The following is a 15,273-nucleotide window of genomic DNA, read 5'->3' as shown; positions in this document are numbered from 1 at the left end:
AGTTAGTTCATATCCTTTCCTGTAAAAGCGCCTGGTAATAGTTCGCTCACAGTTGTTTCTTGTGTATTTCCATTAAGATTTGTTAAAATTACTGGCATGTCAGGCTCACAAAACTCGGCAATCACTTGTCGACAAGCACCACAAGGAGAAATTGGTCCATCAGTTTCTCCAACAATTACCATTTTCTCAAAAGTGCGTTCCCCTTCAAAAACAGCTTTGAAAATTGCTGTTCTTTCAGCACAATTTGTCAGGCCATAGGATGCATTTTCAATATTACATCCACCATAAACTTTGCCTTCTTTTGTCATTAACGCTGCGCCTACCTTGAACTTAGAATAAGGTACATAGGCACGTTCACGAGCAGCTTTCGCTTCTTCTATCAATTGTAGTGTTTGCATTATCAATCACTCCTTTTAGTTTGTAAGCCATTCAATTAAATACGGAATAAAAATGACGCTTCCTGTAATCACAGCACCAATAGTCGCAATCAATACTGCTCCCGCTGCAATATCTTTAGCTTGTTTAGCTAATTCGTTATATTCTGAAGTGCAGAGGTCAACAATACGTTCGCATGCTGTATTGACCATTTCTGCAAAAATAACACTTGTTATTGCAATAACAAGGAAAAGCCATTCTGTTTGCTTCAGGCTGAAAAATAAACCGAAAATCACAATTAGAACACTAGCAAGACAATGCACCTTCATGTTTTTTTCGTATTTAAAAACAAGTTTGATACCGTTAAACGCTAACCGGAATGAACGTCTAAAGGTTTTGTTTTTAAATTTCAGCACTGGTTTTTGATTAGTCACGAGTTAAACCATACGCTTCTAAAATGTTTTTTTGTTTATCAAACATTATTTTTTCTTCTCCCGGTTCCATGTGGTCATATCCAAGTAGATGCAACAACCCATGTAAGGCCAGAAAGCCAATTTCTCTCTCAAATGAATGACCAAAACTTTCAGCTTGTTCTCTTGCACGATCAATTGAAATAATGATATCTCCTAATATTCGTGGTTGCGGCTGATCATCTTCCCAAACAATCGTTACTTCCTCATCACTTTCCTCTTCTAATGCAAATGAGATAACATCAGTAGGGGCATCTTTATCGCGATAATCACGATTGATTACACGTATTTCTTCGTTAGTAACATAAGAGATTGAAACCTCACTATCCGCTTCGAGTGCTAGATTATTACCAGCAAATTGAATTAATTCTTCAACAGCTTCAATTTCTGTCGCTTTTAACTTGCCTGTTTCATCTACACTATCAATTACAAAACGCATACCGTACCTTCTTTCTATATCCTTATTTAGGGTATTCAATTCGTTGATGATAAACACCCACTAAAACTTTTAATAACGTTTCCTTTACAGTAACAATATCTTTCATCGACAACTCACATTCATCAAATTGTCCGTCTAAAAGACGATCCGTCGTAATGGCTTCAATCAAATCCTTCATCTTATCAATCGAAGGTGCTTTCATTGAACGCACAGCTGCTTCAACAGAATCCGCGATATTAACAACCGCAATTTCACGCGTTTGAGGCTTCGGACCTGGGTATCGAAAATCAGCTTCATCTACTTCTGGATTATTTTGCTTTTCAGCATGATAGAAAAATTTCAAAATAGTTGTTCCGTGATGTTGTTGTGCCATATCTATTATTGGTTGTGGAAAATGATGACGTTTTAATATTTCAGCACCCCCAGAAGCGTGTTCAATAATAATATCACGACTTTCTGCAGCAGTTAACAAATCATGAGGACTTTTGTCGCTATATTGATTTTCAACAAAAAAGGCGGGGTTAATCATTTTACCAACATCATGATAATAACAAGCAACTCTTGTATATAAAGAATCCGCTCCAATTGCCTCAGTTGCTGCTTCAGCTAAATTAGCCACCATTAAACTGTGATGATATGTCCCGGGAGCCTCGTTCATCATCTGTTTTAATAAAGGCTGTGAGGGGCTTGCTAGCTCAAGTAATCGATTAGGCGATAATACTCCAAAAATCGTTTCAAAGAGTGGCTGTAGCCCTAAACTGAGTATAAATGCTATCAACCCTCCTATCATACCATAAAAGATAGGCCACCAAAATGATAAACTTGAAATCGCTGTATTGTTAATTAATTGTATGATAAAGACTGAAACACCATTAAAGGCGGTGATATACATTGAATCAATAAACAAATCATTGCGTGTTTTTGGTTTATTTAAAATTAGCGTCGCTACAAGTCCAGTAATTAAAATATAAACAGTAAAATAAATGATATTAGCCATATTTTGAGCATTTTGTAAAACTAATACTGAGGCTAAAACAATCTGCATGATGCCGAGAAGTCGAAGTTCACGATAACCTAGCAATTGCAGTACCATTGGAACAAAAACTACGGGTAGTACAAAAAAGAGATTGTCGATGCCACGTTCAGAAATGTACCTGAAAACTAGCAGCATCGCATAACTTAAACTAATAATTGCTGTGAATATCACAAAGGCTATTGTAAAGTCTTTCCGCTTTTTACGTGCACGATAGATAAGAAAATAGGTTGTCAAAGCAATAACCATTGCTATCAAAGTATTCCCGATAATTTGTAATATGTTCATTTGTGATTTGACTAGGTGTAATAACTCGAGCTGACGGTATATATCGTCCGTTACAAGTTGACCTTCTTGTATAATGACCTGACCTTGCAAAATACGCACAGGTTGCACATTATTTTCAGCCACTGAACGTTGCTGAGATGTTGCATCAGAGTCATAGAAACTATTAACAGTAATGGCTGCATTAAGAATATCTGAAGCAGCTGAACGTAGATTCGAAGCAATCGCCAACTCGCTTATGTTTAGTTGGAGGTCTGCTCTAATATTTAAAAGCTGGCCTTCTGTTACACCTTTTTGTAGTTGTTTAGCGATAACACTTCCTATTGTAGTCTCTAAATCAGTTAGTTTATCAGGTGCAACTTTATATAACTTAACAAAACTATCATCACTAATATTAGTATGTTCAAATGTTAAATCATTTTTTGATAATAACGCACGCACACGTGTAGTAATTTCTTTCTCATCAAAGGCTGTGAATTGTTTTTTATCCTTTATAGCTGCAGCCTTGGCTTTTTTTTCATCAGATTGCACTTGACGGATTGAGGTAAACAAAGCCGTAACAGAATCATTTTGATTTTGCGTGATGTTTGAATTGATCGTATAAACATCCGGGACATTATCACCTGCTATTGCTCTTTCACTAGCAGTTTTTTTATCATCTACAACTGTTTGAGGCGCTCTGACAGTGGCAGTTGAGACTTCATTTTTAATGATTTGATAAGGTCTCACTGCACTAGAAAAGTTAAGGACGACTGCGATAACAATCGCAAAAGTAAACAGCGTTATTAACGCCGTTAATTTCTCCCGTCGCTTATTTTCTTGGCGCTTCTTATTCTTTTTCATTGCTCTCTTCACGCTCCTCTATATTGGGCGCTTGATATTCGGCACCATAGGCATCAATTATCTTTCCGACCAGCGGGTGTCTGACTACATCTTCTGTTTGGAATGTTATAAAACCGATGTCTTTAATATTTTTTAACAATCGCTCAGAATGAATCAAACCACTCATTACACCTTTTGGTAAATCGACCTGTGTACTATCTCCATTAACAATCATTTTTGAACCATAACCCAATCGGGTCAGAAACATCTGCATTTGGGCTTTTGTTGTATTTTGAGCTTCATCAAGGATCACGAATGCTTCATCAATTGTACGCCCGCGCATATATGCCAACGGTGCAATTTCAATCACACCACGATCCATTAAACGATTGGTAGAATCTCTACCTAAAACATCATATAACGCATCATAAACTGGGCGTAAATAAGGATCAACTTTCTCTTTTAAGTCCCCTGGTAAGAAGCCGAGACTTTCTCCTGCTTCAACAGCAGGTCGTGTTAGTAATATCTTGCTCACTTGGCCTTTTTTCAAAGCTTCCACAGCCATTACGACTGCAAGGTACGTTTTACCTGTCCCTGCCGGACCGATTCCAAATGTAATATCTTTAGCTTTTACCGAATGGACATACTGTCTTTGACCAAATGTCTTAGGACGGATCGGTTTACCTTTAACAGTTTTATATATAACTTCATCGTATAATGTGGCAAAGAAATCAATTGTTCCATTAACAGCCATTTTACTGGCTTGTGTAACATCGCGTAAATCAATATTTATTTGTTTCTCAATCACTTCATTGATTGCAATAAATGTTTGCTTCACAAACTTCACTTGTTCACTTTCACCTGAAAATGTAAAAGTTCCACCACGAGTGATAATTTTTACGTTGAAAAAATTTTCGAGATAACGAATATTTGAATCGTTAGTACCAATTAAGAGCTGTGCATGTTCTGTGTTTGTAACATCAAAAGTATCAGTTAGTTGATTGGCAGTATCATTCATATGTTATGCTCCTTTTTAATTGACTTATTATTCCATTTTACCCTAATAACGCCAACATTCAAAATCTTAGTAAGCAAAAAGTCTCTTTTTGACCAAACTATCTCTTTAATCAATAGAAAAAGGGCCCCAACAATGAAGTTAGGTGCCCTTTTAATTAGATATGTTTCGCTTTACTATTTTCCAACGCTTTTGGTGGTGCTAAAATCTCAGCCATTACCAACCCTTTTAAAACGTTTTCTTTCTCTAAAAGAGAAGTCCCCGTCTTAGCTAATGGTCCCTTAACAACTGTTTTTTTAGCACTTGCGCGATGAGATACACGTGACTCATTAATCTCACCATTATTACGTGTTGATTGACGACTGCCTCGATTGGCATCGAGTGCCGCTTGTCGAGTCGAATTTTCACGCACTGCAGGACGACGTCCTTCGGTAGAACGACGATTCCTAACAGGCACTTCATCAACAGCTACCTTTTTAGAAGCAACAGGTGTCGGTTTTTGACGTGATTGACTACGATCAACACTACGACGTTTTGTCTCAACAGGCGGACGAACAGGTGCCGATTGCTTAGCTGATTGTTCGGCAGCTTTGCGCTCTTTTTTCTTCTTGTCATCGAGGTACATGGTAATTAACCAAGCCGCACCACCGATGATCATCAATAGAAACTCCATTATTTCGCCTCCATGTTAAAGCTATTGTTTTTTATTCTTGCTTTCTTCACTTGAATCATTTAATTGACTGATCGCTTCACGCATATCTGTATCTGATTCAATATTTTTAAGGTTGTAATAATCCATAACGCCGATTTTACCATTACGCAAAGCTTCTGCCATTGCAAGTGGTACTTCTGCTTCAGATTCAACAACTTTCGCACGCATTTCTTCTACTTTTGCACGCATCTCTTGTTCAGAAGCAACGGCCATAGCGCGTCGTTCTTCAGCTTTAGCTTGAGCGATATTTTTATCCGCTTCCGCTTGTTCTGTTTGTAATTCAGCACCAATGTTTGTGCCAATGTCGACATCCGCAATATCAATTGAAAGAATTTCAAAAGCAGTACCGGCATCTAAACCTTTAGATAATACTGTTTTAGAAATCAAGTCTGGGTTTTCAAGTACTTTGTTGTGTTCTACTGATGAACCGATTGTTGATACAATACCTTCACCAACACGAGCGATGATTGTTTCTTCACCAGCACCACCGACTAAACGTTCGATGTTAGCACGTACTGTAATACGAGCTTTTGCTTTTACTTCAATACCGTTCATTGCCACACCTGAAATAAATGGCGTTTCAATAACTTTAGGGTTTACAGACATCTGAACTGCTTGTAACACGTCACGACCTGCTAAATCAATTGCAGCTGAACGTTCAAATGTTAACTCAATATTTGCACGGTGAGCAGCGATAAGCGCATTCACGACGCGGTCAACGTTACCTCCGGCTAAATAATGACTCTCCAATTGATTAATCGTTGTATTTAAGCCCGCTTTTTGAGCTTTAATTAACGGGTTAACAATGCTACCTGGACGTACACGTCTCAAACGCATACCAATTAATGTTGTAATGCTGACACGAACGCCTGCAGCTAATGCACTAATCCACAAACCAACGGGAACGATTGTAAAAATAATCATCAATAAGATTATTACAAAAATCGCTAAAATAATCATTACGATGTTTCCTGCTATTAAATCTTCCATAGTGTATACCTCCTAGTATTGTATGTTGCTTTTTCATAGTTGCTTATATTTAGGTTCTGTCAGAAATTTGTGACATCTTTTTAAAAAAAGAGTTACTTATTCACCTTTTCTAACAACAACCCGCATACCTTCTACTTTAACTACTGTTACAGTGACATCGCTTTCAATGAAGTCGCCTTCAGAAACAACATCGATAAGATTGCCATCCAATACCATTGTTCCCGCAGGACGCAAGGCAGTTTTGGTCTTACCAGATTTACCCACTAATTCAGGACGGTTTTCACTTGAGACATAACCTTCTTCTGTTTTTGTGGATTCTCTTAACACAAGTTTACGAAAAATATTCATTCGTTTTCCCAACACCTTTATCATAATTAAAATAGTCGCCCACATAACTAGAAGCGCACATGCTAATGCGATCATGATTGTGAACCAATCTTCAAAACCAGCTAGGAAAATACTAATAAGGACGCCTAACACTCCTAATGTACCAACAATGCCTCCTGGTACAACTACTTCTAACAGGACAAGCACAAAACCAATAACGAATATGAGAACGAGTACCCAACTAGCGGAACCCAACATTATATGACTGAAGAAATATATAAAAACAAATATCAAACCAATGATCCCAAAAGCACTGAATCCTTTTGTGAAAAGTTCAATACCAAAGCTCAGACCTGCTAGGATTAATAATGCCGCTATAACCAATGGTTGCGTTAAAAACGTAGCTATACGATCCATAGCAGATGATTGCATTTGCGAAGCTGCCAATACTTGTTGAGCAGGAAATGCAATGGCGGCTACGCTTGCAATAAGGAGCCATAAAACCTTTTTAGACTTCCTCATCAGCCTCACCTCTTTTATATTATTTTTTAAAAAGAGCCAGGAAAACAAGTGTTCTCCTGGCTCTACAGTTTTAATTTACTTAAGATAATTTTTGTTGTAAAAGTTTACTAATTACTGATCCATCAGCTTTACCTTTAACTTTTGGTAAGATAACTTTCATTACTTTACCAAAATCAGCTTTAGATGTTGCACCAGTTTCAGCGATAACTTCTTCGACAATAGCTAAAATTTCTTCTTCAGTAAGTTGGGTTGGTAAATATTCTTCGATAACTTTAAGCTCGACATTAAGTCCAGCTACTAAGTCTTCGCGGCCTGCACTTTCAAATTCGCCCAACGATTCTTTACGTTGTTTAAATTCTCGAGATAACACGGTTAGTTCTTCTTCTGAATCCAATTCGTCGCCTTTTTTAATAGACTCATTTTGGATTGCAGCTTTAACCATTCGAATGACAGATAATCGTGCTTTATCTTTCGCACGCATTGCATCCTTCATATCTTGATTTAATTGTCCCAAAAGACTCATGAATTTTCATCCTCACTAATTAGAACTTGCGTTTACGTGCTGCTTCTGATTTTTTCTTACGTTTTACGCTTGGTTTTTCATAAAATTCGCGCTTTCTAAATTCTTGCATAGTACCTGTTTTCGATACCGAACGTTTAAAGCGACGAAGAGCATCTTCAAGCGATTCGTTTTTGCGAACAACTGTTTTTGACATCTCTTAACCCTCCCTCCGCACACTGGAGTTACTCAATAAATATCGTGAAGCAATATTTACTGCTAAGTATTATTTTAATACTTAGATGATTATTCCTCTAAACGAACAACCACTCTATGCAATTATATAATAGTAAGAAATAAACGTCAACTTTTTATCGCTTATAATTCAAATTCATATGAAATTGCTGCCATTGCATAAAGTGGCGCTGTTTCTGTCCTTAAAATTCTTGGACCTAAAGACCCTGATATTGCACCTTTTTCAATATAACTAGTCACTTCGTTTCTAGAAAGACCACCTTCTGGACCTGTTATGATAAGTAATTTGTCATTAATTTTCATCGTATTTAAGAGCTTTTTAAAGACTTTTTGCTCATTTATTTTAGCTTCTTCTTCATCAGCAATAAAAACATGCGTATACTGTGCTAATTCCAGCAACAATTTTTTTGATGTTAACAACGGTAAAATTTCGGGCACATGAACACGATGTGATTGTTCTGCAGCCTCTTGAGCAATTTTTTGAAGGCGTTGACGTTTTTTCGTTTCTTTTTTTTCATCCCATTTCACAATTGAACGCTCGGCTTCAAATGGCTGAATCGAAAAAATACCTAACTCAGTTGTTTTTTGCACAATCAAATCTAATTTGTCACCCTTTGGAAGTCCGCACGCTAATGTAACATCAATTGGCAATTCAACTGTTTTTTCCAATCGCTCAGTTAAATGACAGCTGATTGTTTCTTTCTCTACTTCTTCTATCGTTACAATATAAGTTTCACCTGCGTTAAAAACAAATATCAACTGATCGCCTGATACATGGCGCATCACATTAATAATGTGATGATAATGTGGAATGCCTATGCTGATTTTTTGTGATTCTGGTACATTACTGTCTATAAAATAACGTTGCATTTTACGCCTCTTTTCGAGCGACTAACACAAACCAATCGTCCTTGTTGTCGCGCTCAATAATAGTCATTCCTGCTGCTTCAATCGCAGCTGCTACCTCATCAACTTTTTCCTCAATGATGCCTGAAGCAATAAATAAACCGTTTGGTTTCAACACGCGGTATACATCATTAGGGAATAATAAAATAATGTCAGCTAAAATATTTGCAACTACAACTTCAGCATTACGTTCTATACCTTCCAGTAAATTACCAGTTGTCACTTCGACCACACCATCAACTTTATTATAATCAATGTTTTCTTGTGCAGCACGCACAGCAACATCATCAAGATCTAACGCAAGGACAGATTTAGCACCTAATTTAGCTGCCAAAATACTTAATACACCTGAACCTGTACCGACATCAATAACATCATCTCCAGCTTTAACATATTTTTCAACAGCCTCTAGGCATAAACGCGTTGTTTGATGCGTACCTGTACCAAAAGCCATGCCTGGGTCTAACTCAATAATATGCTCATCAGCAGAATGAGGTGTGTATTCCTCCCATGTTGGAACGATTGTCAGCTTGTCTGTGACCTGTACAGGGTGATAAAACTCTTTCCATGCATTAGCCCATTCTTCTTGCTTAACTTCAGTGAGCGTCCAATCAATCGGTCCTAAATCAATATCATATTGAACGAGGCCTTTTATTAATTCATGAATGGCTTCAAAATCAGTATTTTCATGTTCGTCAGCTGTATAATACGCTTTAACAACAACACCTTCATTCGGATAGTCCTCCGAATCTAATGCATACATCTCACCAAATTGTTGCGGATGCTCACGTGTCATCTCTGCACTATCTTCAATTGCAACGCCGTTTGCACCGTTTTCCATAAACACATTTGAAATCGCATCCATTGCGGCATGTGTTGTTGTCACACTCACTTCGATAAAATCCATTACTAACATCTCCTTTAATATAGCACTCTGTATGATTGTACCCTATCCATCGAAAGCGTGAAAGTCCCAATCAAGCAATTCATTCGAAATCAATTAAACTTTTAATCTTCTTGTAGCCAGTTATACAAAAAAACAGCGTATTGACAACTATGTCAATACACTGTTTTTTTAGTTAAATTAAATCAGCTTTTAAGAATGAACCAAGTGTTTTTACGGGGTTAAAGGTGCTTTTATTTTTATTACAGCTAGCATTGTTTGCTAGTTCTATCTAATAAAAGTCCATAACTCCTGCTAGATTTCAACTGGGTATGAAGGTGCTTTCACTACACTTTTTTTAACAAAGAAATGGCACTCTCGTATAGCGAATAAATTCGCTACGATATTAGCATTTATTTGTAGCTGAACGTTTGGTTTTGCTTTTAATTTGTCTCTAGTAAAATCATAGCAACTCTTTCAAAATTTCAAAAACAATAGCTTAACAAAAAACGTTAACTTATTGTTGTCTCCAATTTATTTAGAGCTGGACGCTTGCTTTTACTTTTATTCTTCTCTAGCAACGGCCAAACAACTACGGCTAAATTTCAAAAACTTCTTCCTGACATAGAGCGTCAACAAGAGGTTTTCTCCAATTTATTTGTAGCTGAACGTTTGGTTTTGCTTTTTATTCTCTCCAACTACAACAGCCAATGCCTCACTCTCTTTCAAAAAATCAGCAGGCTCAGATAGCCTCCTTCATTTTTTCCAAGCTCGTTGCCATTAAACGGGCTATTTTCGTTTTTATTTATCTCTAGCACTTCATACCAAAATTTGTGATATTTCAAAAATACCATCCTGACAAATAACGTCAAAATGGTATTTTTTCCAATCTCTTCAATTTTAAATGGGTATGAAGATGCTTTTATTCACCTTTAAATGCTTTGCGCATTTTATCAAAGAAACCGTCATTGGCATTGTCGCCGTCTGTTGCTTTAGCAAGTTCTTTAATGGCTTTGCGTTGCGCGTCTGTTAGTTTTTGTGGTACAACTACACGCACTTGAATGTGTTGATCACCATGACCAGAACGTTGTAAGCGCGGTGCTCCTTTACCTCTTAAACGGAAGTTCGTACCGTTTTGTGTACCTGCTGGTATTTTCAATCGGACATTACCATGTAGCGTAGGCACTTCAATTTCTGCTCCTAATGCCGCTTGAGTAAATGTTATCGGTACTTCCGCATAAATATCATCACCATGACGTTCAAAGAACTCATCTGGGATAACATCAAATACGACATAAAGGTCACCGTTAGGGCCGCCATTATAACCGGCTGCTCCTTGGTTTGAAACGCGCATTTGTTGACCGTCATCTACTCCTGCCGGAACTTTTAATTTAAGTTTTTTAACTTTCACTTCACGTTCTTTTGTTTTTTCATTGATTTCTTCACGACGGTAACTGATTTCAACTTCTTTACCAAAAATCGCTTCACGGAATTTCAAACGCATTGTGTATTGCATATCTTGACCTGCACGTGGTGCATTCGGATCACGACGTCGTCCGCCGCCAAAGAAACTTTCAAAAATATCCTCGAAGCCACCGCCGCCAAAACCTGCGCCGCCTCCACCGAAACCACCACCGCCGAATCCTGCGTTAGGGTCAGTATGACCAAATTGATCATATTGTGCTTTCTTTTGATCATCGCTTAATATTTCATAAGCTTCTGATATCTCTTTAAACTTAGCATCGGCTCCACCATCTTTATTAATGTCTGGATGATACTGTTTTGATAATTTTCGATACGCTTTCTTTATCTCTTGAGCTGTGGCTGATTTACTTACGCCTAAAGCTTCATATGGATCTTTGTTTGCCATTTTAATTCATCACTCCTTAAACATATTGTATAACTTTAACACGGGATTACAAAGGACGCCAGTTACAAATAAAAGACCATAGTCACAAAATGCGGACATGGCCTTTTATTCTGACAATCATACTACTTATTTTTTGTCTTTATCTTCGTCATCGTTGATTTCTTCAAATTCTGCATCAACCACGTCAGAGTTAGCATCTCCCGCTTCAGCGCCTTCTGCACCTTGTTGTGCTTTAGCTGCTTCTTCATAAAGTTTTACAGATAAGTTTTGAACGATTTCATTCAAAGTATCTTTTTTAGCTTTGATGTCTTCAAAATCTTCGCCTTCTAGAGCTGTTTTCAATTCATCACGAGCTGCTTCTGCTTTTGTTACTTCTTCAGCATCCACTTTACCTTCTAAATCTTTCAATGTTTTATCAACACTAAAGATTAATTGGTCAGCTTCGTTACGTGTATCAACTTCTTCTTTATGTTTTGCATCTGCTTCAGCGTTTGCTTCTGCATCTTTAACCATGCGTTCAATCTCTTCGTCAGTTAAACCTGATGAAGATTTGATTACGATGTTTTGCTCTTTACCAGTACCTAAATCTTTAGCGTTAACTGTAACAATACCGTTTTTATCAATATCAAATGATACTTCAATTTGTGGTACGCCACGTTGTGCAGCTGGGATATCAGATAATTGGAAACGACCTAATGTTTTGTTATCTTTAGCCATTGGACGTTCACCTTGTAATACGTGAATATCTACAGCTGGTTGGTTATCAACGGCTGTTGAGAACACTTGTGATTTAGAAGTTGGAATTGTTGTGTTACGTTCGATTAATGTTGTTAACACGCCACCCATTGTTTCAATACCTAATGATAATGGTGTAACATCTAACAATACAACATCTTTAACGTCACCTGTAATAACACCACCTTGAATTGCTGCACCCATTGCTACAACTTCATCAGGGTTCACACCTTTATGCGGTTCTTTACCTAATTCTTTTTTAACTGCATCTTGTACAGATGGAATACGAGTTGATCCACCTACTAAGATAACTTGATCAATATCGCTCGCAGATAATTTAGAATCTTTCATTGCTTGACGTACAGGAATAACAGTACGCTCTACTAATGAAGCAGTGATATCATCAAATTTCGCACGAGTTAATGTGATTTCTAAATGCATAGGACCATTTGATCCTGCAGTAATAAATGGTAATGAGATTTGAGTTGAAGAAACACCTGATAAATCTTTTTTAGCTTTTTCAGCTGCATCTTTCAAACGTTGTGAAGCCATTTTGTCTTTAGACAAATCAATACCATTTTCTTTTTTGAATTCTTCTACCAAGTAGTCAATAATCGCTTGGTCAAAGTCATCTCCACCAAGTGAGTTATCACCAGCTGTTGCTAATACTTCAAACACACCGTCGCCTAATTCAAGAATAGAAACATCGAAAGTACCACCACCAAGGTCAAATACTAAAACTGTTTGGTCTTCCTCAGTTTTTTCAATACCATATGCAAGTGCTGCTGCTGTTGGCTCATTTACAATACGTTCAACTTCTAAACCAGCAATTTTACCTGCATCTTTAGTTGCTTGACGTTGTGCATCGTTGAAATAAGCTGGAACTGTAATAACTGCTTTAGTTACCGCTTCACCTATGTAGTCTTCAGCATATCCTTTAAGATATTGTAAGATAATTGCTGAAATTTCTTGTGGTGAATAATCTTTACCATCAATATTTTCAACATGATCTGTACCCATGTAACGTTTAATAGATGAAATTGTATGTGGGTTAGTAATCATTTGACGTTTTGCAACTTCACCAACTTGACGTTCACCATCTTTAAATGCTACAACTGATGGCGTTGTACGGCCACCTTCTGGGTTTGGAATAATTTTAGCTTCTCCACCTTCAAGAACTGAAACAGCAGAGTTTGTTGTACCTAAGTCAATACCAATAATTTTACTCATAATAATCTTCCTCCTAATATATCTTTTTTAGTTATTTTAACCTGTTTGTGGTTATTGATTTACTTTAACCATCGCAGGGCGAATCACACGATCTTTTAATTTATAACCTTTTTGTAGTTCAGCAGTGACCACGTTGCTATCAAAAGCTTTGTCATCATCTTGCATGACTGCTTGATGCACGTTTGGATCAAATGTTTCACCGACAGTTGCAATAACTTCTACACCTTCAGCTTCCATTGCTGCTTCTAATTGGCGTTGGACAATTTCAATTCCTTCTAGGAATGACTTCGTATCTTCCCCCGCCAATTCTGTTGCCATTGCTCGTTCAAAATTATCTAATACTGGCAATAGTTTTTCAACTAATGATTGTGAACGAAATTTCGCTGCACTTGCCGATTCGATTTTTTGACGACGACGACTGTTATCAAAATCAGCTTGTAATCTTAAATAACGTGTTTCTAACTCATCATATTTTTCAGTTAACACTTCTAATTCTGATGGCTCTACAACTTCTTCGCTTGTTTCTGCCTCAGATTCATTAATTATTTCTTCTGTTTCATTTGTTTCTTTTGTTGTATCTACAGTTTCATCAACTGTTTCTTTCTTAATTTCTTCACTCACATTATTACCTCACTTTATGTTTTTTTATTTTCTCCCTCATCATAATGATGTGTTAAAAAGTGGGATAAATCTTTACTGACTTCATCAATTACTTGAATTGAACGGTCATAAGACATACGCGTCGGCCCCAATAAAGCAATAACACCCGCTTTTTGGTCGTCCACTTTGTAAGTGCTTGTTATCAAGCTGAAATCCTTGAACAGGTTGTTGGAAATTTCATCACCAATCATAACATTGATACCTTCTGGCACATCATTGACTAGCTCAAAAACATCGTCTCTCTGTTCAAGCAGTTTAATCACATCACGTATTTGTGAGGTCTGACTAAATTCTGGTTGATTTAAGATATGCGATTGTCCGGAAAAAACAATCTTTTCCTGCGGCGTCTGGTGAAAAACACTTGTTAAAAGCGTTTGAATTGCTTCAAATTCACTGGTATGACGCTGCAATAATTCATTTACTTCTCGCGGTAACCTTCCCTTAATTTCATTTAAAGGAAGATTAACCAACTTCTCATTAAGAATTGCGACAACCCGCTCAATATCAGATGCGGAAACATCGGTTACAAGATTGAAACGGTGATTCTCAACATGCCCAGTAGTTGTCACTAAAATAGCAACTACTTGCCGAGCACTAGTCGGTATCAACTGAAAGCTTGCAAGTCGATTCAACTGCATATTTGGCCCTAACACAATTGCTGTGTAGTTCGTTAAATTAGACAAAATATCAGCTGAATTCCGAATCAATTCCCCCATTTCTGAGTATTCACGACTGAACAACTGATGAATCAGTTGCATATCAGACGGGTGAATCGCCATTTTCCCAACGAGAAAATCAACATAGTAGCGATACCCCTGTTCAGAAGGTACGCGACCTGATGACGAATGCGTTTTTTCAATAAAACCTCGTTGTTCTAAAATTCCCATTTCATTACGAATGGTAGCTGAACTGAAAGGCAAATTACTTTCATTAACCAATGCACTAGATCCAATTGGTTTTGCCGTTCCGATGTAGTTGCGAACAATTGTCTTAAGTATCAGTAACTGTCTTTCTGATAACATTTAACATCACTCCTTTTAGCACTCTAAGGTGTCAAGTGCTAACTACATTCTTAATTTAACAAATAAGTCAGACTATGTCAATAACTTACACTCGAAAAATGACCTTTTTTGACCTATTTTTTATTTTTACTTGTTTCTCTAAAAAAAACTCTCCCAAATTGGAAGAGCTGCAGTGTTTAGAAAAAGTAAGACTTAACATTTTTTTGTCAATAATCTGGTTAAC

Annotated in this window: 16 protein-coding genes; all 16 read right to left on the bottom strand. The window is 37.2% G+C overall.

Annotated elements, in window-relative coordinates:
• Positions 1–2: 2 nt before the first annotated feature.
• The 16 genes from V6S17_RS04030 to hrcA all read right to left on the bottom strand — a co-directional run bounded on the left by V6S17_RS04030 (position 3) and on the right by hrcA (position 15,050).
• Positions 3–398, bottom strand: a complete 396-nt coding sequence (locus tag V6S17_RS04030) for a cytidine deaminase (protein WP_029091170.1) — start codon at positions 396–398, stop codon at positions 3–5.
• 15 nt (positions 399–413) lie between these two features.
• Positions 414–809, bottom strand: coding sequence for a diacylglycerol kinase family protein (locus tag V6S17_RS04025; RefSeq protein ID WP_069118876.1), 396 nt, complete (start codon positions 807–809; stop codon positions 414–416).
• A complete protein-coding gene (gene ybeY / locus V6S17_RS04020) occupies positions 802–1,284 on the bottom strand; it encodes an rRNA maturation RNase YbeY (protein WP_029091168.1) in 483 nt (160 codons plus the stop codon). The genes V6S17_RS04025 and ybeY overlap by 8 nt, the downstream gene beginning before the upstream one ends.
• A gap of 22 nt (positions 1,285–1,306) precedes the next feature.
• Positions 1,307–3,445 (bottom strand): HD family phosphohydrolase, encoded by a 2,139-nt coding sequence (locus tag V6S17_RS04015; protein WP_051535957.1) that lies wholly within the window; start codon positions 3,443–3,445, stop codon positions 1,307–1,309.
• Positions 3,432–4,442, bottom strand: coding sequence for a PhoH family protein (locus V6S17_RS04010; RefSeq protein ID WP_029091166.1), 1,011 nt, complete (start codon positions 4,440–4,442; stop codon positions 3,432–3,434). The genes V6S17_RS04015 and V6S17_RS04010 overlap by 14 nt, the downstream gene beginning before the upstream one ends.
• 154 nt (positions 4,443–4,596) lie before the next feature.
• Positions 4,597–5,112, bottom strand: a complete 516-nt coding sequence (locus V6S17_RS04005) for a hypothetical protein (RefSeq protein ID WP_029091165.1) — start codon at positions 5,110–5,112, stop codon at positions 4,597–4,599.
• Between the two features lie 21 nt (positions 5,113–5,133).
• Positions 5,134–6,141, bottom strand: a complete 1,008-nt coding sequence (gene floA / locus V6S17_RS04000) for a flotillin-like protein FloA (RefSeq protein WP_036027084.1) — start codon at positions 6,139–6,141, stop codon at positions 5,134–5,136.
• Between the two features lie 96 nt (positions 6,142–6,237).
• A complete protein-coding gene (locus tag V6S17_RS03995) occupies positions 6,238–6,990 on the bottom strand; it encodes an NfeD family protein (RefSeq protein ID WP_051457365.1) in 753 nt (250 codons plus the stop codon).
• Positions 6,991–7,069: 79 nt separating this feature from the next.
• Entirely contained in the window at positions 7,070–7,513 is a 444-nt protein-coding gene (locus V6S17_RS03990; RefSeq protein ID WP_029091163.1) for a GatB/YqeY domain-containing protein, read from the bottom strand.
• 19 nt (positions 7,514–7,532) lie between these two features.
• Complete coding sequence (rpsU, locus tag V6S17_RS03985) at positions 7,533–7,706, bottom strand: 30S ribosomal protein S21 (protein WP_029091162.1); 174 nt, start codon at positions 7,704–7,706, stop codon at positions 7,533–7,535.
• 161 nt (positions 7,707–7,867) lie between these two features.
• Positions 7,868–8,614 carry a 16S rRNA (uracil(1498)-N(3))-methyltransferase gene (locus V6S17_RS03980; RefSeq protein WP_029091161.1) on the bottom strand — a complete coding sequence of 249 codons (747 nt, stop codon included), beginning with the start codon at positions 8,612–8,614 and terminating at the stop codon, positions 7,868–7,870.
• Between the two features lies 1 nt (position 8,615).
• Positions 8,616–9,557 carry a 50S ribosomal protein L11 methyltransferase gene (gene prmA / locus V6S17_RS03975; RefSeq protein ID WP_029091160.1) on the bottom strand — a complete coding sequence of 314 codons (942 nt, stop codon included), beginning with the start codon at positions 9,555–9,557 and terminating at the stop codon, positions 8,616–8,618.
• 898 nt (positions 9,558–10,455) lie between these two features.
• Positions 10,456–11,403, bottom strand: a complete 948-nt coding sequence (locus tag V6S17_RS03970; RefSeq protein WP_029091159.1) for a DnaJ C-terminal domain-containing protein — start codon at positions 11,401–11,403, stop codon at positions 10,456–10,458.
• Between the two features lie 126 nt (positions 11,404–11,529).
• Complete coding sequence (dnaK, locus tag V6S17_RS03965; protein WP_029091158.1) at positions 11,530–13,368, bottom strand: molecular chaperone DnaK; 1,839 nt, start codon at positions 13,366–13,368, stop codon at positions 11,530–11,532.
• Between the two features lie 51 nt (positions 13,369–13,419).
• Positions 13,420–13,989, bottom strand: coding sequence for a nucleotide exchange factor GrpE (gene grpE / locus V6S17_RS03960; protein WP_029091157.1), 570 nt, complete (start codon positions 13,987–13,989; stop codon positions 13,420–13,422).
• A gap of 14 nt (positions 13,990–14,003) precedes the next feature.
• The gene (hrcA, locus tag V6S17_RS03955; protein WP_029091156.1) at positions 14,004–15,050 is read right to left on the bottom strand and encodes a heat-inducible transcriptional repressor HrcA; all 1,047 of its coding nucleotides are present in this window, start codon (positions 15,048–15,050) and stop codon (positions 14,004–14,006) included.
• Between the last annotated feature and the right edge of the window lie 223 nt (positions 15,051–15,273).

This window comes from Brochothrix thermosphacta DSM 20171 = FSL F6-1036 (assembly GCF_036884295.1).
Classification (GTDB): domain Bacteria; phylum Bacillota; class Bacilli; order Lactobacillales; family Listeriaceae; genus Brochothrix; species Brochothrix thermosphacta.
The sequence above is the reverse complement of the archived record's forward strand: the minus strand, read 5'-3'. Positions and strand labels throughout refer to the sequence as shown.

What these genes read in the sequence shown, in the direction of transcription:
- V6S17_RS04005 (WP_029091165.1), bottom strand. Translation starts at nt 5,112, where the DNA reads ATGGAGTTTCTATTGATGATCATCGGTGGTGCGGCTTGGTTAATTACC.
- V6S17_RS04010 (WP_029091166.1), bottom strand. Translation starts at nt 4,442, where the DNA reads ATGAATGATACTGCCAATCAACTAACTGATACTTTTGATGTTACAAAC.
- hrcA (WP_029091156.1), bottom strand. Translation starts at nt 15,050, where the DNA reads ATGTTATCAGAAAGACAGTTACTGATACTTAAGACAATTGTTCGCAAC.
- dnaK (WP_029091158.1), bottom strand. Translation starts at nt 13,368, where the DNA reads ATGAGTAAAATTATTGGTATTGACTTAGGTACAACAAACTCTGCTGTT.
- V6S17_RS04030 (WP_029091170.1), bottom strand. Translation starts at nt 398, where the DNA reads ATGCAAACACTACAATTGATAGAAGAAGCGAAAGCTGCTCGTGAACGT.
- prmA (WP_029091160.1), bottom strand. Translation starts at nt 9,557, where the DNA reads ATGGATTTTATCGAAGTGAGTGTGACAACAACACATGCCGCAATGGAT.
- rpsU (WP_029091162.1), bottom strand. Translation starts at nt 7,706, where the DNA reads ATGTCAAAAACAGTTGTTCGCAAAAACGAATCGCTTGAAGATGCTCTT.
- V6S17_RS03990 (WP_029091163.1), bottom strand. Translation starts at nt 7,513, where the DNA reads ATGAGTCTTTTGGGACAATTAAATCAAGATATGAAGGATGCAATGCGT.
- V6S17_RS04015 (WP_051535957.1), bottom strand. Translation starts at nt 3,445, where the DNA reads ATGAAAAAGAATAAGAAGCGCCAAGAAAATAAGCGACGGGAGAAATTA.
- V6S17_RS03995 (WP_051457365.1), bottom strand. Translation starts at nt 6,990, where the DNA reads ATGAGGAAGTCTAAAAAGGTTTTATGGCTCCTTATTGCAAGCGTAGCC.
- V6S17_RS03970 (WP_029091159.1), bottom strand. Translation starts at nt 11,403, where the DNA reads ATGGCAAACAAAGATCCATATGAAGCTTTAGGCGTAAGTAAATCAGCC.
- ybeY (WP_029091168.1), bottom strand. Translation starts at nt 1,284, where the DNA reads ATGCGTTTTGTAATTGATAGTGTAGATGAAACAGGCAAGTTAAAAGCG.
- floA (WP_036027084.1), bottom strand. Translation starts at nt 6,141, where the DNA reads ATGGAAGATTTAATAGCAGGAAACATCGTAATGATTATTTTAGCGATT.
- V6S17_RS03980 (WP_029091161.1), bottom strand. Translation starts at nt 8,614, where the DNA reads ATGCAACGTTATTTTATAGACAGTAATGTACCAGAATCACAAAAAATC.